A 24,955-nucleotide genomic window follows, 5' to 3' on the forward strand; every position below is an offset into this window, starting at 1 on the left:
ATTGGCGTGTTGGCGCCTTACTCCAGCACCACCTCGAGGTCGAGGTGGCACAACCTGCGATAGATCTCGTCCTTGCTGTCGCGCACCGCATGGTTCTGCGGCAGCAGCTCGCAGCAGTTGTGCAGCAGGCGCAGCACTTCCAGGGCGAGATCGGGTTCCCACTCGCCGAGGCCGGAAGCCTGCAGCGTCTGGTCGAGCGATTCGAGTTGGGTCTTGGCCAGTTCGTACTTCTTCGCGGCGAAGCACAGGCGGGCCAGGGTCAGTTGCCAGAAGAAGCGCTCGCGGCCGCCGCGCGCCCGATTGAGGCCCTGCTTGAGCTGCTGCACCGCGGCCTTCAGGCCGTCCTTGCGCAGCTGCGGCAGCACCTGCTGCAGCGCCTCTTCCCAGGGCGGGGTGGCGCCCGGTTCGCTGGTCGCGGGCTTCTTCTCGGTTTCCGGGGCCTGCAGGTGGGGCAGCACGTAGGCGCCGATCCAGGCGCGGGTCTCGCCGTCGGCGAAGGGCACGCCGTCGTGGAAACGCAGTTCGTCGAGGCCGGGCACGCGCTGCAGGAACAGGGCGAGCTGGATTTCCACTTCGCGCATGGCCTGCTCAGCCTTGAGCTCCTGCAGGCATTCCCAGACCAGGCGCTGGCCATCGAGCCAGAACGGCGCGCGGGCGATGCTGGCTTCCAGATCCGCCAGCAGGTCGGCGTAGGCGCCCTGGGCGAAGCGCTCCTGGTACGAGGCCAGCTTGTCGGCCGGCAGGCCGCGCAGGGCGGTGATCTGTTCGGCGTTGCGCTCGGGCAGCGACTCGATGGGCAGCCACAGCAGGGTGCGCGCCAGGCGCAGCGGCTTGAGGTCGGTGGCCTTGTTCTTCAGCCACCAGGCACACAGCGGGCGGGCCGCGTCCTGCTGGCTGCGCAGGGCCTTGTGCGCGTCCTTCTCGTTCTCGATGGGGCCGCTGCCGGTGATGATCTGGGTGGCGACCTGCTTGACCTGGGCGATGGCGGCGCCCACCGCGCCCGGCTCGGCCTGGCCCTGGCTGGCGCGGTTGATCTGCTCGTCGAGGCGCCTGCACAGCGGCAGCAGCAGCGGCGCGTCCTCGCCCAGCTGAGCCGCGAGGCTGGTCTCCAGGCCGCGCAGATGCTCGGCCACCTTGCGAAACAGCGGCAGTTGCTCGCCGATCGGCACGTGCTCGGCCAGTGCCTGCTCCAGGCGCGGCAGCAGCCAGTTGAGGGCGGCGGCGCGGGTGCGCGGTTTGCGCGGGTGCAGTTCGCTCCAGTGCTGTTCGCAGAGGTAGTGCAACAGGCTCAGACCGGCTTGCAGGCCGGCGAAGGATTCGCGCTGATAGAGGCCCCAGGTGAGCCAGGTGGCGGCGCGCAGATCCTTGGATTGGGTGGTCAGCAGGTTCTCGCTGCCCTCGCGCACCTTTTGCCAGTCGATGGCGCCGGTTTCGTGCAGGGAAGCGGCCTTGCCCAGCTCGGTTTCCAGCATTTCATATTCGCTGGAATAACGCACATCTTCGCCGGCGAAGTTCCCTTCATTAATAGGGGTTTTGGCCAGATTGAGATAATGCGCAGTGAGCTTGCTGGAGTAGGTCATTCCATGACTCAAATAATTAAGTGGGCAACTTCCACGGCCGTGCAAATGGCCATCCGGCCTTTTCCAAAACACCGCAGTGCGCAACTTTTTGCACAGTTGTTTGTGCAACAACTTGCGCAAGATCCTTATGGGACGGGCATCCTAGCCCTATGCCAGCAGGTGGGCAACCGCCCGAAGTGTGAAATGCCTAACATTCGGCGACATCTTACAAATTATTACTGGAACGTCAGCTCGGCTAATTTGTCGCGCCTTCTGAGCAAGTTGTTATCGGTGTTTCGACTGTAGGAGAAGTTGTTTCAGACTTGTAAGAAATGTCTTACTGGCAAATTAGTGGCGCATCACAGTTAATGGCACTTTAATACTGCTTTTTGTGACGTTGGCCACTGTTCGCCAGATGCCGTTGTGCCAGGCCGGGCGTAACCACTCGCCCGACCTGGCAATAGCTCAGCCGGCCAGGGCCTCGCTGGACAGGCGCAGCCGCAGAGCGTGCCGTTCGTCGGCGGCCAGGCGCACCACGTCCTCCATGACGTTGGCCGTCTCGATGCACAGCATGCCCTGCCAGGCCTCGGCGGCGAACTGCGACAGGCGCTTGGCCTTGTCGATCCAGGGGTTCCACAGCACCGCCGAGCGCGAGCCGCTGCTGTCCAGGTGGATGCGCCGGTCCCAGCCCGGATCGACGATGCTCAGCCGCGCCGGGGTGCCGAGGTAGATGCGGTCGGTTTCGCCGGCGAACTGCAGGGCGCCGTCCTGGCGGCGCTCGCGCCAGTCGTCGAGTGTGTCGAGGTAGCGGCAGCCGTCCAGCCCTTCGACGCCGACCTGGCGCACGTCACTGACGGCGAAGTAGCTGTGCAGCGCCTGGCTGATGACCAGCGGCTCGTCGCCCTGGTTATGCGTCTCGAGATTCAGCGCGAGGTCCTCGCCGAGGCGGATGTCCAGCTGCAGGCGGGCGGCATGCGGCCAGCCGGGCAGCAGGTGCTGGCGGCTGTCGAAGACGAAGCGCAGGGTCACCGCATCGCCGTCCTCGTCGATCCCCAGCAGCTGCCAGTCGAGGCCGCGCACCAGGCCGTGACTGGGCGCCAGCCCGGGCTGATAGGCGGCCTGCACGGCGGGCGGGTTGCAGCGCAGGTCGCCGAACCAGGGCCAGCACACCGGTACCCCGCCGCGCACGCTCTGGCCGCGCTCATAGGCGGCCTGCTCGCTGAGCCAGATCAGCGGCGGCTGGCCGTCGGGCTGGTAACTGAGGATCTGCGCACCCTGCTGGGCCACCAGCAACTCGGCGTGCACCGTGCGCACGCGCCAGCAGGTCAGTTGGTCCAGTTCCACGCGTTCGACTTGGGCAGTGTTCATGACGACATTCTCGCGACAGAGGGCTTGCCTCTATTGGAACCCCGGATGGCGCACAAAGCAAAACGCCCGTCGCGAGGACGGGCGTTTTGCTTGCCGCGGATCAGCCTTACTTGCCGTAGACCTGTTCCGGCAGCCAGGTGATCAGCCCCGGGAAGATGTAGGCGATCACCAAGAGCAGCAGCTGAAGCAGGATGAACGGCACCACCCCCTTGTAGATGGTGCTGGTGGCCACCGATTTCGGCGTCACCCCGCGCAGGTAGAACAGGGCGAAACCGAACGGCGGGGTGAGGAAGGAGGTCTGCAGGTTCAGTGCGATCATCACCCCCAGCCAGATCGGGTCGAGGCCCATGGCCAGCAGCACCGGCCCGACGATCGGCACCACCACGAAGGTGATCTCGATGAAGTCGAGGATGAAGCCGAGCAGGAAGATCACCAGCATCACCAGGAAGAAGGCGCCGAGCACGCCGCCGGGCAGCTGGGCGAACACGTCCTCGATCAGCGCCTCGCCGCCGAAGCCGCGGAACACCAGGGAGAACAGCGAGGCGCCGATCAGGATCATGAAGACCATGGCGCTGATCTCGGTGGTGCCATAGGCCACCTCGCGCAACTGGCCGAAGTTCAGCTTGTTCTTGCTCAGCGCCAGCAGCATGGCGCCGACGGCGCCGAGGGCGGCTGCCTCGGTAGGCGTGGCGTAGCCGGCGAGGATCGAGCCGAGCACCGCGCCGATCAGGATCAGCGGCGGCACCAGCGCCTTGATCAGCTTGCCCCACTCGATCGGGCCCAGCTCCTCCTGCGGCAGCGCCGGCAGCTTCTTCGGCTGAATAATGGCGACGGCGATGATGTAGAGGATGTACAGGCCGACCAGCAGCAGCCCGGGAATCAGCGCGCCGACAAACAGGTCGCCGACCGACACCGTCTTCGGCGAGAAGATGCCCATCTTCAGCTGTGCCTGCTGATAGGCGCTGGACATCACGTCGCCGAGCAGCACCAGGACGATCGACGGCGGGATGATCTGCCCCAGGGTGCCAGTGGCGGCCAGGGTGCCGGTGGCGATGGCCGGGTCGTAGCCGCGGCGCAGCATGGTCGGCAGCGCCAGCAGGCCCATGGTCACCACGGTGGCGCCGACGATGCCGGTGCTGGCGGCCAGCAGCGCGCCGACCACGCACACCGAGATCGCCAGGCCGCCGCGCAGGGTGCCGAACAGGCGCGACATCGACTCGAGCAGGTCTTCGGCCACCCGCGAGCGTTCCAGCATCACCCCCATGAACACGAACAGCGGCACCGCCAGCATGGTCTGGTTGTTCATGATGCCGAACAGGCGGTTGGGCAGGGCGCTGAGATAGCCGGCGTCGAAGGTGCCGGTGAGCACGCCGATGCCGGCGAACAGCAAGGACACGCCGCCCAGGGTGAAGGCCACCGGGTAGCCGGCCATCAAGGCCAGGCAGATGCTGACGAACAGCAGAATCGCCATCAACTCAGCCATGCTTCACCTCCGGAGCCGGCAGGCGACCGCTGATGACGTAGAGCGCCTTGATCAGGTTGGCGATGCCTTGCAGCACCAGGCTGACCACCAGCACCAGGATGATGCTCTTCTGCAGGTAGACGAACTTGAGGCCGCCGGACTCGCTGGACGCCTCCAGGGTCGCCCAGGAATTGCTCACGTAGTCCCAACTGGCCCAGCCGAGGAACAGGCACACCGGCAGCAGGAACAGCAGGTTGCCGAGGATTTCCACCAGGGCCTGGCGGCGGCCGCTGAAGTTCTGGAAGAAGATGTCCACGCGTACGTGGCCGTTGCGCTGCAGCACCCAGGCAGTGGCGCCCATGAACACCAGGGCATGGGCGTAGAGCACGGCTTCCTGCAGGGCGGTGGCGCCAATGCCGAAGCCGTAGCGCAGCACCACAACCACGGCGGTGCCGAGCACCAGGAACAGGGTCAGCCAGGCGCAGGCCTTGCCGAACAAGGCGTTGAGAGCATCGATCAGGTGCGCAAGCGCGAGGGGAAGCGATGGCTTGTCGGACATAGTGAGTCCTTTATCGTTATTGGGTAGGGGACAGGACGCCGGCCCGGTCGGCCGTACGTCACGCCTCCCGCAACCTTGTGGGTCGAGGGCCGGCGATTCTAGGCAGGCTGCTGGCAATGCAGCAATGCTCATACAACTTTAGTCGTAGCAGCTAGGCTTGAGGGTCACGACCCCCTATGTTATTCACGCCCGGTCTACCTTCGGCGATCCCGTGGTCAGACCAATACAACAAGAAGGAGCATTGCATGAAACGTCGCGACATACTCGCCGCAGCAGGCGTCGGCCTCGCAGCCACCGCACTGGCGGGCTGCAAAGAAGAAGCCGGCACCACCGCCGCACCCCAAGAGGGCTCGAGTTCCCAGACCTTCAACTGGAAGATGGTCACCTCCTGGCCGAAGAACTTCCCCGGCGTCGGCGTGGGGGCCGAGCGCTTCGCCAAGCTGGTCGAGGAGATGAGCAACGGCCGCCTGAAGGTCAAAGTCTACGCCGCCGGCGAACTGGTGCCGGCCCTGGAAGTGTTCGATGCAGTCTCCCGCGGCACCGCCGAGATGGGGCACGGTGCGCCCTACTACTGGAAAGGCAAGGTGCCGGCCGCGCAGTTCTTCTGCGCCTCGCCGTTCGGCCCCAACGCCCAGGAAATGAACGCCTGGCTGCACCGCGGCGGCGGTCAGCAGCTGTGGGAAGAGGTGTACAAGCCGTTCGGCGTGCTGCCGATGGCCTGCGGCAACACCGGCGTACAGACCGCCGGCTGGTTCAACAAGGAAATCAACTCGGTCGAGGACTTCAAGGGCCTGAAGATGCGCACCCCGGGCCTGGGCGGCGAAGTGCTGACCAAGATGGGCGGCACCGTGGTCAACATGCCGGCCGGCGAGATCTTCACCGCCATGCAGACCGGCGCCATCGACGCTACCGAGTGGATCGGCCCGTACAACGACCTGGCCCTGGGCCTGCACAAGGCGGCCAAGTACTACTACACCCCGGGCTGGCAGGAGCCGAGCGTACTGTTCGAGCTGGACGTCAACCTCAAGGCCTGGGACACCCTGCCGGCCGACCTCAAGGCCATCGTGCGCGCCGCCGCCCGCGACGTGAACGGCGACATGCTCGACGACTACAACGCCAAGAACATGGAAGCCCTGGAGCAGCTCAAGGCCGACGGTGTGGACGTACGCCGCCTGCCGGACGAGGTGCTGGCCCGCCTGAAGGAGGTCGCCGCCGAGGTGGTCGACGCCAGCGCCGCCGCCGACCCGGCCGCGACCAAGGTCTGGGAACACCAGAAGGCCTACCTCAAGCGCCTGTACGACTACGCGGAGCTCAACGAGAAGGACATCTACAACATCCGCGGCTAAGCGTTCAGCGCACAGCAAAACGCCGGCTGCTAGCCGGCGTTTTCATTGGTTCGGCCGTTGCGCTCAACCGCGGCGCGGCGGCACCGGGCGGGTACGGCCGCTGCCGTCGATGGCGACGAAGACGAACACCGCCTCGGTGACCTTGCGCCACTCGTTGGACAAGGGGTCGTCGCTCCACACCTCGACCATCATCTGGATCGAACTGCGCCCCACTTCCAGGGCCTGGGTATAGAACGACAGCTGCGCGCCCACCGCCACCGGCACCAGGAAGGCCATGCGGTCGATGGCCACGGTGGCCACGCGGCCGCCGGCGACCTTGCTGGCCATGGCGGTGCCGGCCAGGTCCATCTGCGACACCAGCCAGCCGCCGTAGATATCGCCGAAACCATTGGTCTCGCGCGGCAGCGCGGTGATCTGCAAGGCCAGGTCGCCTTGGGGGATCGGGTCTTCCTGTTCGTAGTCGTTCATCGGCTCGAGGCTCGCGGCGCGGTTGTTGTTCTGGGCGCGGAACCCGCGTGGTACGCGGGCGCTGCGAGTATACCGACTGAGCGGTCGGCGGGCGACCACTCTGGCGGCCGTGCAGGCGGCGTGGCGCCTGGGCTGTCGGGCAAATTGCACGGCCGCCGCCGGCCGCATCGGGCAGGATGCCCGCCGCCGTCATTTCCCGGATATCGCAAGCCGCTGATTTTCAAGATTTTTACCCTGGACCAGGAACTGGCACGGGCGGTGCAACGACCCTGGCGGGTGACCGGACTCGTTCCGCTCGCAACGCCAAGAAAAGGGCCGGAGGTGCGCGACCGCGCCATCCGCCTCCATCGCAACGGGAGAAACGCCATGTTGAGCTGGGCACTGACCTTTCTGATCATCGCCATCGTCGCCGCCGTGCTGGGTTTCGGCGGCATCGCCGGCACCGCTGCGGGCATCGCCAAGATTCTGTTCGTGGTGTTCCTGGTACTGTTCATCATCTCGTTCGTCATGGGCCGTCGCCCCCGTCTGTAAGGAGGTCTGCATGCGCATTCACGCCATCGCCGCCGCCCTGTTGCTGGGCGGCGCCCTGGCGGCCCAGGCCGCCGACCGCGACGCACACCTGCATCCGGGCGAGTTGCTGAGCAGCGACGCCGGGTACCGCGCCGCCTGGCAGGAGTTGGTGCAGGAGGAGCGGCGCCTGCCCGACTGGCTGATGAACCTCAGCGGCCTGTCGACGCCGATGCAGGCGGTGGAAAGCGCCAGCGACCGCTTCCTGGTCGGCCAGCTGTGCGAGACGCACAACTGCTTCAACCAGCGCCTGTACCTCGCCTTCGACTGGGACAAGGACAACGCCTACGCGCTCTACGTGCAGGTGCCCGAGAACCTGCCGGAAGACCGCGCGCCGAGCGAGCACGCCAGCCTGCGCTGGCTGGGCGAGCCGGACGAGGAAGTGCGCCGGCTGCTCGAGGAACAGCTGCGCAAAGACCCCAACTGGTTCTGAGGCACACGACGACGGCCCCTGGCCGGCCGTCGCCGCGTTATCATCCCCCGCCATAACGGCATGCCCTCCCTCATCCGGCGCCTCGCGCCACCTTCTCCCGTAAGGAGAAGGCCATCGAGGAAGGCGTCGCGCCGCGACTTTCGAGCTAAGGGGGATCGACATGCTCAACGGCCTGTGGCTGAGCTTTTTCCTGGTGGCGGCGGTGGCGGGCTTCTCGCGCTGGCTGCTCGGCGGCGACCCGGCGGTGTTCGGCGCCATGGTCGAGAGCCTGTTCGCCATGGCCAAGCTGTCGGTGGAGGTGATGGTGCTGCTGTTCGGCACCATGACCCTGTGGCTCGGCCTGTTGCGCATCGCCGAACAGGCCGGTCTGGTCGACGCCCTGGCGCGGCTGCTCGGCCCGCTGTTCGCCCGCCTGATGCCGGAGGTGCCGCGCGGCCACCCGGCGCTCGGCCTGATCACCATGAACTTCGCCGCCAACGGCCTGGGCCTGGACAACGCCGCCACGCCGATCGGCCTCAAGGCCATGCGCAGCCTGCAGGAGCTCAACCCCAGCAGCACCACGGCGAGCAACGCGCAGATCCTCTTTCTGGTGCTCAACGCCTCGTCGCTGACCCTGCTGCCGGTGTCGATCTTCATGTACCGGGTGCAGCAGGGCGCGGCCGACCCGACCCTGGTGTTCCTGCCGATCCTGCTGGCCACCAGCGCCTCGACCCTGGTCGGCCTGCTGTCGGTGGCGCTGATGCAGCGCCTGCGCCTGTGGGATCCGGTGGTGCTGGCCTACCTGATTCCCGGGGCGCTGCTGCTGGGCGGCTTCATGGCGCTGCTCGCCAGCCTCAGCGCCACCGCGCTGGCGGCGCTGTCCTCGCTGCTCGGCAACCTGACCCTGTTCGGCGTGATCCTGACCTTCCTGCTGGTCGGCGCGCTGAAGAAGGTGGCGGTCTACGAACAGTTCGTCGAGGGCGCCCGCGAGGGCTTCGACGTGGCCAAGAGCCTGTTGCCCTACCTGGTCGCCATGCTCTGCGCAATCGGCGTGCTGCGCGCCTCCGGCGCCCTGGAATTCGGTCTCGACGGCATTCGCTGGCTGGTCGAGTGGGGCGGCTGGGACACCCGCTTCGTCGACGCCCTGCCCACCGCGCTGGTCAAGCCGTTCTCCGGCAGTGCGGCGCGCGCCATGCTCATCGAAACCATGCAGACCCACGGCGTCGACAGCTTCGCGGCGCTGGCCGCGGCGACCGTCCAGGGCAGCACCGAGACCACCTTCTACGTGCTGGCGGTGTACTTCGGCGCGGTCGGCATCCAGCGCGTGCGTCACGCCGTGAGCTGCGCCCTGCTGGCCGAACTGGCCGGGGTGGTGGCGGCTATCGGCGTGACCTACTGGTTCTTCGGCTGAGGCCGCTCATTCGGCGAAACCGAGCTTGCTGCCGGCCCAGCTCAGCAGCGGATCAGCGTGCCGGTGGGCGCGCAATGCGGTGAGCTTGGGCGCGATAAAGGCGGCGAAGTCTTCGCCCCGCTCGAAGTAGACGCCGGTGAAGATGGCGAACAGCGACTTGTTGCCGACCGTGGCATAGAACAGGTTGCCCACCGGCTCGCCGTCCTCGGTCAGCAGCTTGAGGCTGGCGCGGCTGGCGAGCTCCAGCTCGAATTCCAGGTCCTGCTCGACCAGGCCGCTGTCGCGCAGGCCGAACGAGGCGCCGAAGGTCTCGGCGTAGCTGGTCATCAGCGCATCGCTGGCGCGCGGGTAGAGCGAGACGCCGCTGTAGAGGTAGAACCAGTCGCTGCCGGCGCTCTCGAAGCTGAGGTCGATGCTGCGCGCGGCGTAGCTCACCAGCTTCTCGTAACGCCCCGCGGCGGGCGCCTGGTAGGCGGCGAAATCCGCGGCGCTGAGCAGCAGGCGACGCTCCTCGGCGAGCGGCGGCTCACTGTCGAAACACCCGCCGAGCGACAGCGCGGCGAACAAGAGCAGCAGCATCCTGAACATGGCTTTCCTCCCTGAATAAGCCGCACCAGCTTGCCCCATCCACCCGCGCCTCGCCAGCCACGGCCGGCCTGGCTGTGCGCGGCGCCACACCATTCGTCCCGCTGGCGTGAATCGCCACGGCCGCTGGCGAGTTCCGCCACTGCCAGAGGGCGAGCCTGTGCCTAGCCTGACGGCGGGCTGCAAACAATAACCACAAGGCCCGTTTATCAAGGGGCCACGCCCGTCGCGGCGGGGCCCTTTCGGCAGTTGAACGGGCCAGGGCGGATGCCGCGATCCGCCGGGAGACTGCTATGCGCGTTCTGATCACCGGCGCGGCCGGCTTTATCGGCCATCAGCTGCTCAACGAGCTGGCGATCCAGCATCCTGACTGGACGCTGATCGCCGCCGACATCCGCCCGCTCGACAGTCGCGGCCTGAAGGCCAACGTCGAGCCGGTGCTGCTGGACATGGGCCGCCCGGCCCAGGTGCGCGCCTGCATAAGCGGCTGGAAGCCGGACGCCATCGTCCACCTGGCCACGGTGATCCGTCCGCCGCGCGACATGAGCGAGGCGCACCTGCACGCCATCGAGGTCGGCGGCACCCAATGCCTGGTGGACAGCGCCGTCGCCAACGGCGTGCGCCAACTGGTGGTGACCAGCTCCGGCGCCGCCTACGGCTACGCCGCGGACAACGCCGAGTGGATCGATGAAGACCAGCCGCTGCGCGGCCACCCGCATTTCGCCTACGCCAAGCACAAGCTGGAGATCGAGCAACTGCTGGCGCGCTGCCGCGAGGAACATCCGCAGCTGCGCCAACTGGTGCTGCGCCCCGGCACCATCCTCGGCAAGCGCCTGAACAACCCGATCAGCGACCTGTTCAAGAAACGCGCGGTGCTCGGCGTGCGCGGTCACGCCAGCCGCTTCGTGTTCATCTGGGAGCAGGACGTGGTCGGCATCATCCGCCAGGGCCTGGAGGAGGCTCGCGAGGGCATCTACAACCTGGCCGGCGATGGCGCGCTGAGCCTCAAGGAAATCGCCGAGATCCTCGGCAAGCCCTACCGGCCGCTGCCGGCGGCGCTGCTCGGCGGCGCGCTGCGCCTGCTCAAGCCGCTGGGCTTGAGCCAGTACGGCCCGGAGCAACTGGACTTCCTGCGCTACCGGCCGGTGCTGGCCAACCAGCGGCTGAAGCAGGAGTTCGGCTACCAGCCGCGCTATTCCAGCCGCGAAGCCTTCCTCGCCTTCCTCGCCGCCCAGGGCATCAGCTACCGCTCAGACGAAAGCCGACCTTGAGCTCGACCTGGTAGTGCGCCACCTTGCCGTCGAGGATATGCCCGCGGGTGTCGATGACTTCGAACCAGTCCATATTGCGCACGGTCTTGGCGCATTCGGCCAGGGCGTTCTGGATGGCGTCCTCGATGCTGATCTTGGAGGTGCCGACGATTTCGATCTTCTTGTAGGTGCGATGGTCGGACATGCTGTGCGCTCCGCAGTGGGCCTGCAGCAAGCCTAGACCACGCCGCAGGGGTTGCGCGCGCGCCGTGCTAGGCCTGCAGCTCGCGCGTCAACCAGGCGGCCAGGCGCTCGGCGCGTGGATCGCGGACGCGCCCCGGCACCCACAGCGCCAGGCGCGCCTCGGTGGCGACGAAGCCCCAGGGCGCGACCAGGCGACCGGCGGCCAGATCGTCGGCCACCAGCGGCTGCGGCGCGATGGCCACGCCGAGACCGGCGGCAGCCGCCTCCAGCAGGTAGTAGAGGTGCTCGAAACCCTGGCCCTGCTGCAGCCGCGCCGGCTCCAGGCCCTGCGCCGCGGCCCACTGCGGCCAGGCCTGGGGACGCGAGGCGGTGTGCAGCAGCGGCTCGTCGAGCAGCGCCGCGGCAGGCGCCCCCTGCAGGCGCGCATAGCCGGCAAAGCGCGGGCTCAGCACCGGGCCGATCCGTTCGATATCGAGCTCGTGTACCTGCATGTCCGCCGGCCAGGGCGGCGCGGCGAAGCACAGGGTGGCGTCCACTCCGGGGCGGCGCGGGTCCAGCTCGCCCTCGCTGGCCGATAGCTGCAGGCGCAGCTCCGGCAGCTCGCGGTTGAGGCGATCCAGGCGCGGGATAAACCAGCGCGCCAGCAGGCTGCCGGGGCAACCGAGCACGAAGGGCGCGCCGTCCTGACGCTGGCGCAGCTCGGCACAGACGCCGCGCAGGCGCTCGAAGGCGTCACTGGCCGCATCGCGCAGGCGCATGCCGGCATCGGTGAGTTTCACGCCGCGGCCGTCCTTGTCGAACAGGCTGACGCCGAGCTGTTCTTCCAGCGCACGAATCTGCCGGCTCACCGCGCCATGGGTGACATGCAGTTCCTCGCCGGCGCGACTGACGCTCTGCAGGCGGGCGGCGGCCTCGAAGGCGCGCAGGGCATTCAGCGGGGGCAGTTCGCGATTCATTGATTAGTGACTTTTCCTGACATGTCAGGGCAATCTAATCGCTTTTCAGCCTGCTCGCCAGGGGTAGAATGGCGCCATTGCCAAACCTCCTGCCCGCTCGTGGGCAGAAGCCCCAGACAGGAGCTCGACCATGACCTCATTTCGCACCGGCCCCGACGCGCGCGGCCTGTTCGGCCGCTTCGGCGGTCAGTTCGTCGCCGAAACCCTGATGCCGCTGATCAACTCGCTGGCCGCCGAATACGAGAAGGCCAAGAGCGATCCGGCCTTCCTCGAAGAACTCGCCTACTTCCAGCGCGACTACATCGGCCGCGCCAGCCCGCTGTACCATGCCGAGCGCCTCTCCGAGCACTTCGGCGGGGCGAAGATCTACCTCAAGCGCGAAGACCTCAACCACACCGGCGCGCACAAGATCAACAACTGCATCGGCCAGATCCTCCTGGCCAAGCGCATGGGCAAGCAGCGCATCATCGCCGAGACCGGCGCCGGCATGCACGGCGTGGCCACCGCCACCGTGGCCGCACGCTTCGGTATGCAGTGCGTGGTCTACATGGGCACCACCGACATCGATCGCCAGCAGGCCAACGTGTTCCGCATGAAGCTGCTCGGCGCCGAGGTGATCCCGGTCACCGCCGGCACCGGCACGCTCAAGGATGCGATGAACGAGGCCCTGCGTGACTGGGTGACCAACGTCCACAACACCTTCTACCTGATCGGTACCGCCGCCGGCCCGCATCCGTATCCGGCCATGGTGCGCGATTTCCAGTCGGTGATCGGCAACGAGGTGCGCGAGCAGATCCTGGCGAAGGAAGGGCGTCTGCCCGACTCGCTGGTGGCCTGCATCGGCGGCGGTTCCAACGCCATCGGCCTGTTCCACCCCTTCCTCGACGATGCCGGCGTGCGGATCGTCGGCGTCGAGGCGGCCGGCCACGGTGTCGATACCGGCAAGCATGCGGCGAGCATGGCCGGTGGCGCGCCGGGCGTGCTGCACGGCAACCGCACCTTCCTGCTGCAGGACGACGACGGCCAGATCACCGATGCCCACTCGATTTCCGCCGGCCTCGACTACCCCGGCGTCGGCCCGGAACACGCCTGGTTGCACGAGATCAAGCGCGTCGAGTACGTACCGATCAGCGATGACGAAGCGCTCGCAGCCTTCCACCAGTGCTGCCGCCTGGAAGGCATCATCCCGGCCCTGGAAAGCGCCCACGCGCTGGCCGAAGCCTTCAAACGCGCACCGAAGCTGCCCAAGGATCACCTGATGGTGATCAACCTGTCCGGTCGTGGCGACAAGGACATGCAGACCGTGATGCACCACATGCAGGACAACCAGGAGAAGCACGCATGAGCCGCCTGCACAACCGTTTCGCCGAACTCAAGCAGGAAAACCGCGCCGCGCTGGTCACCTTCGTCACCGCCGGCGACCCCGACTACGAGACTTCCTTGCAGATCCTCAAGGGCCTGCCGGACGCTGGCGCCGACGTGATCGAGCTGGGCATGCCCTTCACCGACCCGATGGCCGACGGCCCGGCCATCCAGCTCGCCAATATCCGCGCTTTGGGGGCCAAGCAGACGCTGGCCAAGACCCTGCAGATGGTTCGCGAATTCCGCGCCGGCAACCAGAGCACGCCGCTGGTGCTGATGGGCTACTACAACCCGATCTTCGTCTACGGCGTCGAGCGCTTCATCGCCGATGCCAAGGCCGCCGGCGTCGACGGCCTGATCGTGGTCGACCTGCCGCCGGAGCACAACGACGAGCTGTGCGAGCCGGCGCAGAGCGCAGGCATCGACTTTATCCGCCTGACCACCCCCACCACCGACGACGACCGTCTGCCCACCGTGCTGGCCGGCAGCTCCGGCTTCGTCTACTACGTGTCGGTGGCCGGTGTCACCGGCGCCGGCGCGGCGACCCTGGATCACGTCGAGCAAGCCGTGGCGCGCCTGCGTCGCCACACCGACTTGCCCCTGTGCATCGGCTTCGGCATCCGCACCCCGGAGCATGCCGCCGAAGTGGCCAAGCGCGCCGAGGGCGCGGTGGTCGGCTCGGCGCTGATCGACAAGATCGCCGAGGCGAACAGCCCGCAGCAGGCCATCGACGGCGTGCTCGGTCTGTGTCGCGAACTGGCCGAAGGGGTACGCGGCGCGCGCCGCTAACGCCACGGGCAAACAAAAGCCGCTGCCGGATCGCTCCGCCAGCGGCTTTTTTGTGCGCCCTCAGTGGCCGCCGGCGGCGGCCGGGGCGAACTTGGCGAGAATATGCTCCTGCATGCCGCGCGCCAGCTCTTCCTCGTCGAAGAACACCGCGCCGAGGCCTTCGCGGCGAAAAATCTCCACCGCGTCGGCGCTGTGGGTGCGGATCGCCACCTCGATCTGTGGGTTCAGCGTGCGGGCGATCTCCACCATACGCTGCACGTGCAGCGGGTCGGGCGTGGCGATCACCAGCATTGCCGCCTTGGCGATATGCGCCTGGATCAGGCTGCCCGGCTCGGCCGAGTCGCCGCTGACCGCGACCAGGCCCTGGGCGCGGATCTGCTCGACCCGCTCGCGGTTCTGCTCCACCACCACGAAGGGGATGCCGCGCGCCAACAGGGCCGCCGCGATGCGCCGACCGACCCGGCCGTAACCGACCACCACCACCTGGCCTTCCAGGTACTTGAGCTCGGTGCTGGCCGGCAGCACCGCCAGCGGGTCCTCGCGGAACTCCAGGCGCCGCGCCAAAGCCGAGCGCCGCAGCGCCAGGGCCTTGAACGGCTTGATGCAGGCGAACAGCAGCGGGTTGAGGGCGATGGAGATCAGCGCGCCGGCCAGCACCAGGCTCATGCCCTCCTGCGGCAGCAGACCCAGGGCCAAGCCCAGGCCGGCGAGGATGAAGGAGAACTCGCCGATCTGCGCCAGGCTGGCCGCCACGGTCAGCGCGGTGTTCAGCGGGTAACGCAGAACCAGCACCAGCACGGCGGCCGCCAGGCCCTTGCCGAGCACGATGATCGCCACCACCGCCAGCACCCGCAGCGGCTCGTCGAGCAGCACGGCGGGGTCGAACAGCATGCCGACCGAGACGAAGAACAGCACGGCGAAGGCGTCGCGCAGCGGCAGCGACTCTTCCGCCGCGCGGTGCGACAGGTCCGACTCGCGCATCACCGTGCCGGCGAAGAAGGCGCCGAGGGCGAAGGACACGTGGAACAGCACCGAGGCGCCGTAGGCGATGCCGATGGCAGCGGCCACCACCGACAGGGTGAACAGCTCGCGCGAGCCGGTCCTGGCGATCTGCAGCAGCAGCCAGGGCAATACCCGGCGCCCGACCAGCAGCATCAGGGCGATGAAACCGGCCACCTGCAACAGGGTCACGCCGAGCACCTGCCACAGCGGCGCAGCGCCGCTGCCGACGGCCGGATTGCCGCCCAGCACCCCGGCCAGCGGCGGCAGCAGCACCAGCACCAAGACCGTGGCCAGGTCCTCGACCACCAGCCAGCCGACCGCGATACGGCCGTTCATCGAATCGAGGATGCCGCGCGTTTCCAAGGCCTTGAGCAGCACCACGGTGCTGGCGCAAGAAAGCGACAGGCCGAGCAGCAGGCTCTCGCCGAAGGTCCAGCCCCACCAGCTGGCGACGCCGATGCCCAGTGCCGTGGCCAGGCCCATCTGCACCACCGCGCCGGGCAGGGCGATCTTCTTCACCGCCAGCAGGTCCTTGAGCGAGAAGTGCAGGCCGACGCCGAACATCAGCAGCATCACGCCGATTTCCAGCAGCTGCGGCGCCAGCTCCATGTCGGCGACGAAGCCCGGGGTCGCCGGGCCGATGACGATACCGGCCAGCAGGTAGCCGACCAGCGCCGGCAGCTTCAGTTTCTCGGCGAGAAAACCGCAGATCAACGCCATGCCGAAGCCGCCGGCGAGCATGCTGATAAGGGAGATGTTGTGCTCCATGGCACCTCCTTGATTCAGGAGCCGACCGGGCGCGCCGATGCGGCTGAGACGAAAGACAATCGACTCACACTATCAAAGCATCAAGATCAATTCCATAAATCAATAATTGCAACATCTGTCCAGCGCAGTGCCGATTCTCGGCCCGGCCGCACCGCGCGCCCGGGGTTGACGGGCTTGGCCCGGGCGCACGCGCCGTGCTATCACCGCGGCATCCGTAACCCCGGAGTCCCACCCCATGAGCAAGAACCTGCTGATCACCGGTGCCAGCCGCGGCATCGGTCGCGCCACCGCCCTGCTGGCCGCCGCCCGCGGCTGGCGCGTCGGGGTCAACTACCACAGCGACCGCGCCGCCGCCGACGCGCTGGTGGCGCAGATCACCGCCAGCGGCGGCGAGGCCGTCGCGCTGCAGGCCGACGTGGCCGAAGAAAGCCAGGTGCTGCGCCTGTTCGAGGCGATGGACGCCTTCGGCCCGCTGCACGGCCTGGTGGTCAACGCCGGCATAGTCGCGCCGCCCCTGCCGCTGCTGGAGATGAGCGGCGAACGCCTGCGCCGCATGTTCGCGGTCAACGTGCTGGGCAGCTACCTCACCGCCCGCGAGGGCGCCCGGCGCATGGCCCGCAGCCGTGGCGGCGAAGGCGGGTCGATGGTGCTGGTGTCGTCGGTGGCGGCCAGCCTCGGCGCGCCCTTCGAGTACGTCGACTACGCCGGCGCCAAGGGCGCGCTGGACGTGCTGACCCGTGGCCTGGCCAAGGAGCTGGGCGGCGAGGGCGTGCGGGTCAATGCCGTGCGCCCCGGGTTGATCGACACCGAGATCCACGCCAGCGGCGGCCAGCCGGACCGCGCCGAGCGCCTCGGCAAGAGCACCCCGCTGGGCCGCGCCGGGCGGGCCGAGGAAGTGGCCGAGGCGATCCTCTGGCTGCTCGACGACAAGGCCAGCTACACCACCGGCGCGCTGGTCGATATCGCCGGCGGGCGGTAGGGCCCAAGGTCGCGGCTGAAGCCCATCCCACAGCCTACTGCGGGTGCCGGGCTCAGTCCCAGCGCGGCGCGAACCCCGGGTTGGCCACCCGCTCGCCGCGCTCCAGGCCGGCGATGGCGGCCATGTCCTCGGCGCTCAGACGCAGCTTGGCCGCAGCCAGGTTGGCGGCCAGATTCTCGCGCCTGGTCGAGGAGGGGATCACCGCATGGCCCTGCTGCAGCGACCAGGCCAGCGCCACCTGCGCCGGGCTGGCGCCATGGGCGGCGGCGATGCGCTGGATCACCGGCTCGGCCAGCACCTTGCCGTAGGCCAGCGGCATATAGGCGGTCAGGTGAATGCCTTGCTGGCGGGTGAAGTCGACCAGCCTGCGATTCTGCAGCAGTGGGTGAATCTCCACCTGGTGGGTGGCGATCTCGTCCGCCCCCACCGCATCGATGGCCTGGCGCAGATGGGCGATGGTGAAGTTGGACACGCCGATGGCCGCGGTCAGTCCCAGGCGCTTGGCCTGCAGCAGTTCGCCCAGGTACTGCGTCACGGGGATCTCGTCGCCCGGCGACGGCCAGTGGATCAGCGCCAGGTCGACCCGCTCCAGCCCCAGGCGCTGCAGGCTCTCCCGCAGGCTGGCGATCACCCGGCCGCTGCCGAGGTTCTCGGTCCAGATCTTGGTGGTGACGAACAGCTCGTCGCGCGCCACGCCGCTGGCGGCGATGGCCTGGCCGACCTCGGCTTCGTTGCCATAAATCTGCGCCGTGTCGATATGCCGATAGCCCAGTTCCAGCCCCGTGCGTACCGAATCGATGGCGACCCGGTCCTTGAGACGGAAGGTGCCGAGGCCGAAGGCAGGGATGAATTTCATGCGCAATCTCCTTGATTGACGGAATCAGTGGCCGACCACCAGGCCGGAGCGGGCAGTGCCCGCCTCACGCAGCGCCGGGTTGCGGCTGTCCAGACGACCGCTCCAGGCGGTCAGCGCCAGCGCGCCGAGCACCACCAGCGCGCCGATCCAGGCGGTGTGGATCAGGCCGAGCTGGGCGACGATATGCCCGCCGAGCCAGGCGCCGCCGGCGATGCCCAGGTTGAAGGCGGCGATATTCAGGCCCGAGGCCACATCCACCGCCTGCGGGCTGAAATGTTCGGCCTGCCGCACCACGTAAAGTTGCAGTCCCGGCACGTTGCCGAAGGCCACGGCGCCCCACAGCAACACGGTGCCCAGGGCCAGCCAGGAATTGCCGGCGGTGAGGCCGAGCAGCAGCAGCACACCGGCGAGCAGGGCGAAGATCAGCTTCAGCGCCGCAATCGGCCCGCGCTGGTCGGCCAGCTTGCCACCCCAGACGTTGCCCACGGCAACCGACACGCCATAGACCAGCAGCACCAGGCTCACCGCACCGGCGCTGAAGCCGCTGAGCTCCTGCAGGATCGGCGCGAGAAAGGTAAAGGCGGTGAAGGTGCCGCCGTAGCCGAGGGCGGTCATGGCATACACCAGCAGCAGGCGCGGCTGCTTGAGCACGGCCAGTTGGGTCAGCAGCGAGGCAGGCGGGGTATGAGCGATACCGCGAGGGATATACAGCAGGCTGCCGACGAAGGCGATCACGCCGAGGGCGGACACCGCCAGGAAGGTCTCGCGCCAGCCGAAGTGCTGGCCGATAAAGGTACCCAGCGGCACGCCGGTGACCAGCGCCACGGTCAGCCCGGTGAACATGGTGGCGATGGCACTGGCGGCCTTTTCCTTGGACACCAGGCTGGTGGCGATGGTCGAGCCGATGGAAAAGAACACGCCGTGGGCCAGGCCGGTGACGATGCGCGCGACGATCAGCGACTCGTAGCCCGGCGCCTGCCAGGCCAGCAGGTTGCCGGCGCTGAACAGCAGCATCAGGCCGAGCAGCAGTGCCTTGCGCGGCAGCTTGCCGGTCAGCGCGGTAAGCAGCGGCGCGCCGACCGCCACGCCGAGGGCGTAGAGGCTGACCAGCAGGCCGGCCGAGGGCAGATCGACCCCCAGATCGGCGGCGATGGTAGGTAACAGGCCGACGATGACGAACTCGGTCGTGCCGATGGCGAAGGCGCTGAGGGCCAGCGCGAGCAGGGCAATGGGCATGGAATGGCTCCGCAATGAGGTTGATGGCGCGCAGTATCCGAGCCAGACTCATGCGGAAAAAGCCGATAACCCAGCAAAGACTTTTGCCTGAAGATCAACAATGAAAACCAGCCTGGAAGAAATGCTCGCCTTCGTCCGCGTGGTCGACAGCGGCTCAATCAGCGCCGCCGCCGCGCAGCTGGAACAGACCGCCTCCGGGGTGAGCCGCGCGCTGAGCCGGCTGGAGGAAAAGCTCGCCGTCACCCTGCTGCGCCGTACCACCCGCCGCCTGGAGCTGACCGAGGAGGGCGAGCTGTTCCTCGCCCAGGCGCGGCGCATCCTCGCCAGCGTCGAAGACGCCGAGGAGCAGATGGCGCTGCGCCGCCAGGCGCCGGCCGGACGGCTGCGGGTCAATACCGCCTCGCCCTTTATGCTGCACGTGATAGTCCCGCTGATCGGCGAGTTTCGCGCGCGTTACCCGCAGATCGAGCTGGAACTGCACAGCGACGACCGCATCATCGACCTGCTGGAGCGGCGCACCGACCTGGCCATCCGCATCGGTGCGCTACCCGATTCCAGCCTGCACGCCCGGCCGCTGTGCCACAGCTGGCGACGGGTGCTGGCCAGCCCCGGGTATCTCGCGCGCCACGGCACACCGGACAGCGTCGAGGCGCTGAGCGGACACAGCCTGATCGGCTTCACCGAGCCGGACGGGCTCAACGACTGGCCACTGCGTCACGCCCAGGGCGAGCGCTGGCGCATCACTCCGAGCATCCGCGCCTCCAGCGGCGACACGCTGCGCGAACTGGCGCTGGCCGGCGAGGGCCTGGTGTGCCTGTCGGACTTTATGACCGACGCCGATCGGGCCAGGGGCGATCTGGTCGAGGTGCTGGCCGAGCAGCGGGTCGAGGTGCGCCAGCCGATCAATGCGGTGTACTACCGCAACACCGCGCTGGCCTCGCGCATCACCTGCTTCCTGGATTTCCTCAGCGAGCGGCTGGGCAGCCACGGCTAGCTGCCGCCGGTGATAAATGGCCAGGGTGCGCGGCGCAACCTACCCGGCGCGCGGCGTCAGCTGCAGGTAAGGGACGCCGGATCGACCTATCTAGAGGTCAACGAAAAAGGGCGACTCATCGAGTCGCCCTTCCTTCACTGCCCGGCCTGCAGGTTCCACTCCGCCAGCTTCTGCCGCTTGTAGCTCAGCGCCGCGGCCGGCACCGGGGTGACCTTGCCGGTTTCCATCCAGCGCTTGAGGCGGTTAGCGTCGGCCATATGGGTGTACTTGCCGAAGGCGCCGAGCACGACGAAGGCCACCGGGCGATGGTTGATCGAGGTGAGCATCACCAGGCAGCGGCCGGCGGCGTTGGTGAAGCCGGTCTTGCTCAGGTCGATGTCCCAGTCGGCCTTGCGCACCAGCGCGTTGGTGTTGCGAAAGCCCAGGCTGTAGGCGGGCTTGCGGAAGCTCACGGTGGCCTCGGAGTCGGTGCTGAACTGGCCGATCAGCGGGTACTGCTGCGCCGCCTTGAGCATCAGCGCCAGGTCGCGGGCGGTGGCGACGTTGTGCTCGGACATGCCAGTGGGCTCGACGAAGCGGCTGCTGTGCATGCCCAGCGCCTTGGCCTTGGCGTTCATCGCCGCGACGAAGGCCGCGTGGCCGCCCGGATAGTGGTGGGCGAGGCTGGCGGCGGCACGGTTTTCCGAGGACATCAGGGCCAGGTGCAACATGTCGCGGCGGCTGACCTCGCTGCCGATGCGCACCCGCGAGTAGACGCCCTGCATTTCCTTGGTGTCGCGGATGGTGATGGGCAGCACCTGATCCAGCGGCAGCTTGGCATCGAGCACCACCATGGCGGTCATCAGCTTGGTCACCGAAGCCACCGGCAGGCGCAGGTCGGGGTTGCTGGCATAGAGTTCCTGGCCGGTCTTCAGGTCGACCAGCAGCGCGCTGCCGGCGGCCAGTTCCTGCTGGGGCTTGGCCGGGGCGGCCTCAAGGTTCGAAACTGCAAGGCCGCCGCACAGCAGCAGGGCCAAAATCGAATGACGGAGTTTCACGGTTCACTTCACCGGTTGAGTAGAGGGGCCTGAGAGCCTGTTCAAAGTCTCGCGAGCTAGAGCAATGCAAGGCAAAAACAGGCGAGGAAGCGGAGTGTACTTTTGTACATGAGCATTCCGAGCCTGTTTTTAACGCAGCAGTGCCGACGCGCAGCAGACTTTCAACAGGTTCTGAGGGCGAACCCTCGGGCGGCGCCCAGTATAGGGACTCGCCGCACGCTCTTGCAGTATGGCTCGCTCAGAGGCTTTGTGCCGGCAACTCCAGCTCGGCCTGCAGCCAGTCGACGAAACGCGCGGTCAGGCGCTGACGGCGTTTGCGCTCGGGCAGCACCAGGTAATAGCCCAGCGCCGACTGCGCCTCGGCCTCGCCCAGGCGACAGAGCAGGCCCTGGGTCAGCAGCTCGTCGACCAGGTGGCGCCAGCCGATGGCCACGCCCTGGCCGGCGATGGCCGCCTGGATCAGCAATGTGTAGTTGTCGAAGCGCAGCGCCCCGGGGGTCGGCACGGCGGCTATGCCCAGGGCGCGGAACAGGCCGTCCCAGTCGAACCAGCGCGAGCGGTGCTCGGGGCGCAGGTGCAGCAGCGGCAGTTCGGCCAGCACCGACGCCGGCAGCGGCGGCTGGCGCGCGCCGAGCAGGCGCGGGCTGCACACCGGGAACACCTCCTCGCGAAACAGCAGGTGCGCCTCGCCGTGCTTGAAGCGGCCGTCGCCGAAACGAATGGCCACGTCGATATCGCTGGGCACGCTGGCCGGGTCGCGCTCACTGGTGATCAGGCTGACGTCCACTTCCGGGTACAGGCGGTTGAAGCGCTGCAGCCGCGGCATCAGCCAGTAGGCGGCGAAGGCGAAGTCGGTGGCCACCTGCAGCACCTCGTGCTGCTGCCGCGCGGTGACCGCGGCGAGGCCCGCGTCGAGGCTGGCCAGCCCCTCCTGGACGTGGCCGAGCAGCAGCTCGCCGGCCTCGGTGAGGACGATGCCGCGGTAGACCCGGTCGAACAGGCGCGTGGCCAGCTGCTGCTCGAGGCGCTTGATCTGCTGGCTGATGGCCGGCTGGCTGCTGCCCAGCTCGCTGGCGGCGGCGGTGAAGCTGAGCTGGCGCGCCGCCGACTCGAACACCCGCAGCGCCTCCAGGGCCACGCCGTCGAGTGTTTTATGCATAAGCTGAGGTTATCCGAGTCATGTCTTTGAGGCGGGTTTACCCCGTCGCCGTTCTAGCGGAATCATGAAGCCCGCACTGTCGCATAAACCCACAGTATGGAATAGCCGCCGCCATGAGCCGCCCCAATATCCTCTTCATCATGGCCGACCAGATGGCCGCGCCGATCCTGCCGCTGCACGATGCCGCCTCGCCGGTGCAGATGCCCTATCTGATGAAGCTGGCCGAACGCGCCGTGGTGTTCGACTCGGCCTACTGCAACAGCCCGCTGTGCGCGCCGTCGCGCTTCAGCCTGGTCAGCGGCCGGCTGCCGTCGCGGATCGGCGCCTATGACAACGCCGCCGACTTTCCCGCCGACGTGCCGACCTACGCCCACTACCTGCGCCGCCTCGGCTACCGCACCGCGCTGTCGGGCAAGATGCACTTCTGCGGCCCCGACCAGCTGCACGGCTACGAGGAACGCCTGACCAGCGATATCTACCCGGCCGACTACGGCTGGGCGGTGAACTGGGACGAGCCGGAGGTGCGCGCCAGCTGGTACCACAACATGTCCTCGGTGCTGCAGGCCGGCCCCTGCGTGCGCAGCAACCAGCTGGATTTCGACGAGGAGGTGGTGTTCAAGGCCCGCCAGTACCTCTACGACCACGTGCGCCTGACGCCGCAGCAGCCGTTCTGCCTGACCGTGTCGATGACCCACCCGCACGACCCCTATACCATCCCGCGTGAATACTGGGAGCGCTACGAAGGCGTGGAGATTCCCCTGCCGCGCCAGCACCTCGAGCAGGCCGAGCAGGACCCGCACTCGCAGCGCCTGCTCAAGGTCATCGACCTGTGGGACCAGCCGCTGCCCGAAACCAAGATTCGCGATGCCCGCCGCGCCTACTTCGGCGCCTGCAGCTATATCGACGACAACATCGGCAAGCTGCTGAAGACCCTGGAAGAATGCGGCCTGGCCGAGGACACCATCGTGGTGTTCTCCGGCGACCACGGCGACATGCTCGGCGAGCGCGGCCTCTGGTACAAGATGCACTGGTTCGAGATGGCCGCCCGCGTGCCGCTGCTGGTGCATGCGCCGCAACGCTTCGCCGCGCGCCGGGTCGGCCAGTCGGTCTCCACCCTCGACCTGCTACCGACCCTGGTGGAACTGGCCGGCGGCCGGGTCGAAGAGGGCCTGGCGCTGGAGGGCCGCTCGCTGCTGGCGCATCTGGAAGGTCGCCAGGGCCATGATGAAGTCATCGGCGAATACATGGCCGAAGGCACTATCAGCCCGCTGATGATGATCCGTCGCGGGCCGTGGAAATTCGTCTACTCGGAGCAGGATCCGCTGCTGCTGTTCGACCTGGCCCGCGATCCGCAGGAACGCGAAAACCTGGCCGGCTCGGCGGATCACCAGGGCGTGCTGGCCGAGTTCCTCGCCGAGGCGCGGGCGCGCTGGGATATCCCGGCGATCCACGCCGCCACCCTGGCCAGCCAGCGCCGTCGGCGCCTGGTGGCCGAGGCGCTGAGCCAGGGCAAGCTGACCAGCTGGGACCACCAGCCCTGGGTCGACGCCAGCCAGCAGTACATGCGCAACCATATCGATCTCGACGACCTCGAGCGCCGCGCCCGTTATCCCCAGGTTTGAAGCACTGCCGCCCCTAACCAGAAGAAGGAGAAACGTGATGAACCGAATCAGCGTGCTGCTACTGACCGGACTGCTGAGCAGCGCCGGCAATGCCTGGGCCGAGGACGCCAGCTGCGCCAAGGTCAAGCTGGGCGATCCGGGCTGGAGCGATATCGCCGTGACCAACGGCATCGCCAGCTTCCTCCTCGAGGGCCTCGGCTATCAGACGCAGAGCCAGACCCTGGCGGTGCCGATCATCTACGCCGGGCTGCAGAAGGGCCAGATCGATGTGTTTCTCGGCAACTGGATGCCGGCGCAGCAGAGCAACTACGACAAGTTCGTCGCCAGCGGCGAGGTGGACCAGCTGGCGCAGAACCTCGACGGCACCGAGTACACCCTGGCCGTGCCGACCTACGCCTATGAGGCCGGGGTGAAGACCTTCGCCGACCTCGACAAGCATGCCGACAAGTTCGACAGGAAGCTCTACGGCATCGCCTCCGGCTCGCCGGCCAACGAGTCGATCAGGCAGATGATCGCCGCCGACGAGTTCGGCCTGGGCGACTGGACGCTGGTGGAGTCCAGCGAACAGGCGATGCTGGTGCAGGTCGGCCGCGCGGTGAAACGCGAGCAGTTCGTGGTGTTCCTCGGCTGGACGCCGCACCCGATGAACGTGCAGTACGACATGAAATACCTGCGCGGCGGCGAGAAGTATTTCGGCGCCAGCGGCCAGGTCAACACCCTGGCGCGCAAGGGCTATGCCCAGCAATGCCCCAATGCCGGCAAGCTGCTGAGCAACCTCAAATTCACCCAGGAGATGGAGAACAGCATCATGGATCGGGTGCTCAGCAAGCAGGCCAGCAACGACGCCGCGATCAAGGACTGGCTGCAGGCCAACCCGCAGGTGCTCGATGCCTGGCTGGACGGCGTCACCACCCGCGACGGCGGCGACGGCCTGGCCGCGGTCAAGGCGCGGCTTTGAAATAGCCGGGGCAATTGCGTAGGGTGGGGCCAGCCTGCCCACCCTG

Annotated in this window: 24 protein-coding genes; 11 read left to right on the forward strand and 13 right to left on the reverse strand. The window is 67.7% G+C overall.

What is annotated here, in order from left to right:
* Window positions 1-17: 17 nt before the first annotated feature.
* The 4 genes from tssA to ACW9UL_RS22945 all read right to left on the reverse strand — a co-directional run bounded on the left by tssA (window position 18) and on the right by ACW9UL_RS22945 (window position 4,948).
* A complete protein-coding gene (tssA, locus tag ACW9UL_RS22930) occupies window positions 18-1,580 on the reverse strand; it encodes a type VI secretion system protein TssA (protein WP_457788404.1) in 1,563 nt (520 codons plus the stop codon).
* Between the two features lie 444 nt (window positions 1,581-2,024).
* Window positions 2,025-2,927 (reverse strand): D-hexose-6-phosphate mutarotase, encoded by a 903-nt coding sequence (locus ACW9UL_RS22935; protein WP_457788405.1) that lies wholly within the window; start codon window positions 2,925-2,927, stop codon window positions 2,025-2,027.
* Window positions 2,928-3,033: 106 nt separating this feature from the next.
* On the reverse strand, window positions 3,034-4,410 hold the full coding sequence (locus ACW9UL_RS22940; RefSeq protein ID WP_457788406.1) for a TRAP transporter large permease: 1,377 nt from the start codon (window positions 4,408-4,410) through the stop codon (window positions 3,034-3,036).
* Window positions 4,403-4,948: a TRAP transporter small permease subunit gene (locus ACW9UL_RS22945; protein WP_457788408.1), complete on the reverse strand. Its 546-nt coding sequence runs from the start codon at window positions 4,946-4,948 to the stop codon at window positions 4,403-4,405. The genes ACW9UL_RS22940 and ACW9UL_RS22945 overlap by 8 nt, the downstream gene beginning before the upstream one ends.
* Before the next feature lie 245 nt (window positions 4,949-5,193).
* Between ACW9UL_RS22945 and ACW9UL_RS22950 the strand changes: the two genes are divergently transcribed.
* Window positions 5,194-6,294 carry a TRAP transporter substrate-binding protein gene (locus ACW9UL_RS22950; RefSeq protein ID WP_457788409.1) on the forward strand — a complete coding sequence of 367 codons (1,101 nt, stop codon included), beginning with the start codon at window positions 5,194-5,196 and terminating at the stop codon, window positions 6,292-6,294.
* A gap of 63 nt (window positions 6,295-6,357) precedes the next feature.
* Here ACW9UL_RS22950 and ACW9UL_RS22955 read toward each other — a convergent pair whose 3' ends face one another.
* The gene (locus ACW9UL_RS22955; protein WP_021442733.1) at window positions 6,358-6,762 is read right to left on the reverse strand and encodes an acyl-CoA thioesterase; all 405 of its coding nucleotides are present in this window, start codon (window positions 6,760-6,762) and stop codon (window positions 6,358-6,360) included.
* A gap of 366 nt (window positions 6,763-7,128) precedes the next feature.
* On the opposite strand from ACW9UL_RS22955, the gene ACW9UL_RS22960 reads away from it, so the two are divergent.
* From ACW9UL_RS22960 to ACW9UL_RS22970, 3 genes are all read left to right on the forward strand, one after another.
* Window positions 7,129-7,293, forward strand: a complete 165-nt coding sequence (locus ACW9UL_RS22960; protein WP_021442734.1) for a DUF1328 domain-containing protein — start codon at window positions 7,129-7,131, stop codon at window positions 7,291-7,293.
* A 10-nt stretch (window positions 7,294-7,303) separates the two neighbouring features.
* Entirely contained in the window at window positions 7,304-7,762 is a 459-nt protein-coding gene (locus tag ACW9UL_RS22965; protein ID WP_457788410.1) for an inhibitor of vertebrate lysozyme family protein, read from the forward strand.
* Window positions 7,763-7,922: 160 nt separating this feature from the next.
* Entirely contained in the window at window positions 7,923-9,152 is a 1,230-nt protein-coding gene (locus ACW9UL_RS22970) for a spore maturation protein (RefSeq protein ID WP_457788411.1), read from the forward strand.
* Window positions 9,153-9,158: 6 nt separating this feature from the next.
* Here the strand turns inward: ACW9UL_RS22970 and ACW9UL_RS22975 are convergent, their stop codons facing one another.
* Window positions 9,159-9,740: a hypothetical protein gene (locus ACW9UL_RS22975; RefSeq protein WP_457788412.1), complete on the reverse strand. Its 582-nt coding sequence runs from the start codon at window positions 9,738-9,740 to the stop codon at window positions 9,159-9,161.
* A gap of 290 nt (window positions 9,741-10,030) precedes the next feature.
* Here ACW9UL_RS22975 and ACW9UL_RS22980 point away from each other — a divergent pair, with 290 nt between their 5' ends.
* Window positions 10,031-11,008, forward strand: a complete 978-nt coding sequence (locus ACW9UL_RS22980; RefSeq protein ID WP_457788413.1) for an NAD-dependent epimerase/dehydratase family protein — start codon at window positions 10,031-10,033, stop codon at window positions 11,006-11,008.
* Here ACW9UL_RS22980 and ACW9UL_RS22985 read toward each other — a convergent pair.
* Both ACW9UL_RS22985 and ACW9UL_RS22990 read right to left on the reverse strand, forming a co-directional pair.
* The gene (locus ACW9UL_RS22985; protein WP_021442739.1) at window positions 10,977-11,192 is read right to left on the reverse strand and encodes a dodecin; all 216 of its coding nucleotides are present in this window, start codon (window positions 11,190-11,192) and stop codon (window positions 10,977-10,979) included. The genes ACW9UL_RS22980 and ACW9UL_RS22985 overlap by 32 nt on opposite strands.
* Before the next feature lie 67 nt (window positions 11,193-11,259).
* A complete protein-coding gene (locus ACW9UL_RS22990; RefSeq protein WP_457788414.1) occupies window positions 11,260-12,147 on the reverse strand; it encodes a LysR family transcriptional regulator in 888 nt (295 codons plus the stop codon).
* A gap of 130 nt (window positions 12,148-12,277) precedes the next feature.
* Here ACW9UL_RS22990 and trpB point away from each other — a divergent pair, with 130 nt between their 5' ends.
* Complete coding sequence (gene trpB / locus ACW9UL_RS22995; RefSeq protein WP_457788415.1) at window positions 12,278-13,492, forward strand: tryptophan synthase subunit beta; 1,215 nt, start codon at window positions 12,278-12,280, stop codon at window positions 13,490-13,492.
* Window positions 13,489-14,298, forward strand: a complete 810-nt coding sequence (trpA, locus tag ACW9UL_RS23000; protein WP_457788416.1) for a tryptophan synthase subunit alpha — start codon at window positions 13,489-13,491, stop codon at window positions 14,296-14,298. Before trpB ends, trpA begins: the two co-directional genes overlap by 4 nt.
* Window positions 14,299-14,358: 60 nt before the next feature.
* Here trpA and ACW9UL_RS23005 read toward each other — a convergent pair whose 3' ends face one another.
* Window positions 14,359-16,068: a cation:proton antiporter domain-containing protein gene (locus ACW9UL_RS23005; protein ID WP_457788417.1), complete on the reverse strand. Its 1,710-nt coding sequence runs from the start codon at window positions 16,066-16,068 to the stop codon at window positions 14,359-14,361.
* Between the two features lie 235 nt (window positions 16,069-16,303).
* On the opposite strand from ACW9UL_RS23005, the gene ACW9UL_RS23010 reads away from it, so the two are divergent.
* Window positions 16,304-17,047 (forward strand): SDR family oxidoreductase, encoded by a 744-nt coding sequence (locus ACW9UL_RS23010; RefSeq protein ID WP_457788418.1) that lies wholly within the window; start codon window positions 16,304-16,306, stop codon window positions 17,045-17,047.
* A 52-nt stretch (window positions 17,048-17,099) separates the two neighbouring features.
* On the opposite strand, the gene dkgB is transcribed toward ACW9UL_RS23010, so the two are convergent.
* Window positions 17,100-17,903: a 2,5-didehydrogluconate reductase DkgB gene (dkgB, locus tag ACW9UL_RS23015; protein WP_457788419.1), complete on the reverse strand. Its 804-nt coding sequence runs from the start codon at window positions 17,901-17,903 to the stop codon at window positions 17,100-17,102.
* 24 nt (window positions 17,904-17,927) lie between these two features.
* Window positions 17,928-19,139 carry an MFS transporter gene (locus ACW9UL_RS23020; RefSeq protein WP_457788420.1) on the reverse strand — a complete coding sequence of 404 codons (1,212 nt, stop codon included), beginning with the start codon at window positions 19,137-19,139 and terminating at the stop codon, window positions 17,928-17,930.
* Between the two features lie 100 nt (window positions 19,140-19,239).
* Here ACW9UL_RS23020 and ACW9UL_RS23025 point away from each other — a divergent pair, with 100 nt between their 5' ends.
* Complete coding sequence (locus ACW9UL_RS23025) at window positions 19,240-20,133, forward strand: LysR substrate-binding domain-containing protein (RefSeq protein WP_021446180.1); 894 nt, start codon at window positions 19,240-19,242, stop codon at window positions 20,131-20,133.
* A 134-nt stretch (window positions 20,134-20,267) separates the two neighbouring features.
* Here the strand turns inward: ACW9UL_RS23025 and pbpG are convergent, their stop codons facing one another.
* Together pbpG and ACW9UL_RS23035 are read right to left on the reverse strand one after the other, a co-directional pair.
* The gene (gene pbpG, locus ACW9UL_RS23030; RefSeq protein WP_031304122.1) at window positions 20,268-21,170 is read right to left on the reverse strand and encodes a D-alanyl-D-alanine endopeptidase; all 903 of its coding nucleotides are present in this window, start codon (window positions 21,168-21,170) and stop codon (window positions 20,268-20,270) included.
* A 238-nt stretch (window positions 21,171-21,408) separates the two neighbouring features.
* On the reverse strand, window positions 21,409-22,329 hold the full coding sequence (locus ACW9UL_RS23035) for a choline sulfate utilization transcriptional regulator (RefSeq protein ID WP_457788421.1): 921 nt from the start codon (window positions 22,327-22,329) through the stop codon (window positions 21,409-21,411).
* A gap of 113 nt (window positions 22,330-22,442) precedes the next feature.
* On the opposite strand from ACW9UL_RS23035, the gene betC reads away from it, so the two are divergent.
* Both betC and ACW9UL_RS23045 read left to right on the forward strand, forming a co-directional pair.
* A complete protein-coding gene (gene betC / locus ACW9UL_RS23040; RefSeq protein WP_457788422.1) occupies window positions 22,443-23,951 on the forward strand; it encodes a choline-sulfatase in 1,509 nt (502 codons plus the stop codon).
* A 37-nt stretch (window positions 23,952-23,988) separates the two neighbouring features.
* A complete protein-coding gene (locus ACW9UL_RS23045; protein ID WP_457788423.1) occupies window positions 23,989-24,909 on the forward strand; it encodes a choline ABC transporter substrate-binding protein in 921 nt (306 codons plus the stop codon).
* Window positions 24,910-24,955 lie beyond the last annotated feature (46 nt).

Source organism: Pseudomonas sp. PL-6, from assembly GCF_054110165.1.

Bases quoted from the DNA above. Each gene is read 5' to 3' on its own strand.
- tssA (WP_457788404.1), bottom strand. From the start codon at position 1,580: ATGACCTACTCCAGCAAGCTCACTGCGCATTATCTCAATCTGGCCAAA.
- ACW9UL_RS22935 (WP_457788405.1), bottom strand. From the start codon at position 2,927: ATGAACACTGCCCAAGTCGAACGCGTGGAACTGGACCAACTGACCTGC.
- ACW9UL_RS22940 (WP_457788406.1), bottom strand. From the start codon at position 4,410: ATGGCTGAGTTGATGGCGATTCTGCTGTTCGTCAGCATCTGCCTGGCC.
- ACW9UL_RS22945 (WP_457788408.1), bottom strand. From the start codon at position 4,948: ATGTCCGACAAGCCATCGCTTCCCCTCGCGCTTGCGCACCTGATCGAT.
- ACW9UL_RS22950 (WP_457788409.1), top strand. From the start codon at position 5,194: ATGAAACGTCGCGACATACTCGCCGCAGCAGGCGTCGGCCTCGCAGCC.
- ACW9UL_RS22955 (WP_021442733.1), bottom strand. From the start codon at position 6,762: ATGAACGACTACGAACAGGAAGACCCGATCCCCCAAGGCGACCTGGCC.
- ACW9UL_RS22960 (WP_021442734.1), top strand. From the start codon at position 7,129: ATGTTGAGCTGGGCACTGACCTTTCTGATCATCGCCATCGTCGCCGCC.
- ACW9UL_RS22965 (WP_457788410.1), top strand. From the start codon at position 7,304: ATGCGCATTCACGCCATCGCCGCCGCCCTGTTGCTGGGCGGCGCCCTG.
- ACW9UL_RS22970 (WP_457788411.1), top strand. From the start codon at position 7,923: ATGCTCAACGGCCTGTGGCTGAGCTTTTTCCTGGTGGCGGCGGTGGCG.
- ACW9UL_RS22975 (WP_457788412.1), bottom strand. From the start codon at position 9,740: ATGTTCAGGATGCTGCTGCTCTTGTTCGCCGCGCTGTCGCTCGGCGGG.
- ACW9UL_RS22980 (WP_457788413.1), top strand. From the start codon at position 10,031: ATGCGCGTTCTGATCACCGGCGCGGCCGGCTTTATCGGCCATCAGCTG.
- ACW9UL_RS22985 (WP_021442739.1), bottom strand. From the start codon at position 11,192: ATGTCCGACCATCGCACCTACAAGAAGATCGAAATCGTCGGCACCTCC.
- ACW9UL_RS22990 (WP_457788414.1), bottom strand. From the start codon at position 12,147: ATGAATCGCGAACTGCCCCCGCTGAATGCCCTGCGCGCCTTCGAGGCC.
- trpB (WP_457788415.1), top strand. From the start codon at position 12,278: ATGACCTCATTTCGCACCGGCCCCGACGCGCGCGGCCTGTTCGGCCGC.
- trpA (WP_457788416.1), top strand. From the start codon at position 13,489: ATGAGCCGCCTGCACAACCGTTTCGCCGAACTCAAGCAGGAAAACCGC.
- ACW9UL_RS23005 (WP_457788417.1), bottom strand. From the start codon at position 16,068: ATGGAGCACAACATCTCCCTTATCAGCATGCTCGCCGGCGGCTTCGGC.
- ACW9UL_RS23010 (WP_457788418.1), top strand. From the start codon at position 16,304: ATGAGCAAGAACCTGCTGATCACCGGTGCCAGCCGCGGCATCGGTCGC.
- dkgB (WP_457788419.1), bottom strand. From the start codon at position 17,903: ATGAAATTCATCCCTGCCTTCGGCCTCGGCACCTTCCGTCTCAAGGAC.
- ACW9UL_RS23020 (WP_457788420.1), bottom strand. From the start codon at position 19,139: ATGCCCATTGCCCTGCTCGCGCTGGCCCTCAGCGCCTTCGCCATCGGC.
- ACW9UL_RS23025 (WP_021446180.1), top strand. From the start codon at position 19,240: ATGAAAACCAGCCTGGAAGAAATGCTCGCCTTCGTCCGCGTGGTCGAC.
- ACW9UL_RS23035 (WP_457788421.1), bottom strand. From the start codon at position 22,329: ATGCATAAAACACTCGACGGCGTGGCCCTGGAGGCGCTGCGGGTGTTC.
- betC (WP_457788422.1), top strand. From the start codon at position 22,443: ATGAGCCGCCCCAATATCCTCTTCATCATGGCCGACCAGATGGCCGCG.
- ACW9UL_RS23045 (WP_457788423.1), top strand. From the start codon at position 23,989: ATGAACCGAATCAGCGTGCTGCTACTGACCGGACTGCTGAGCAGCGCC.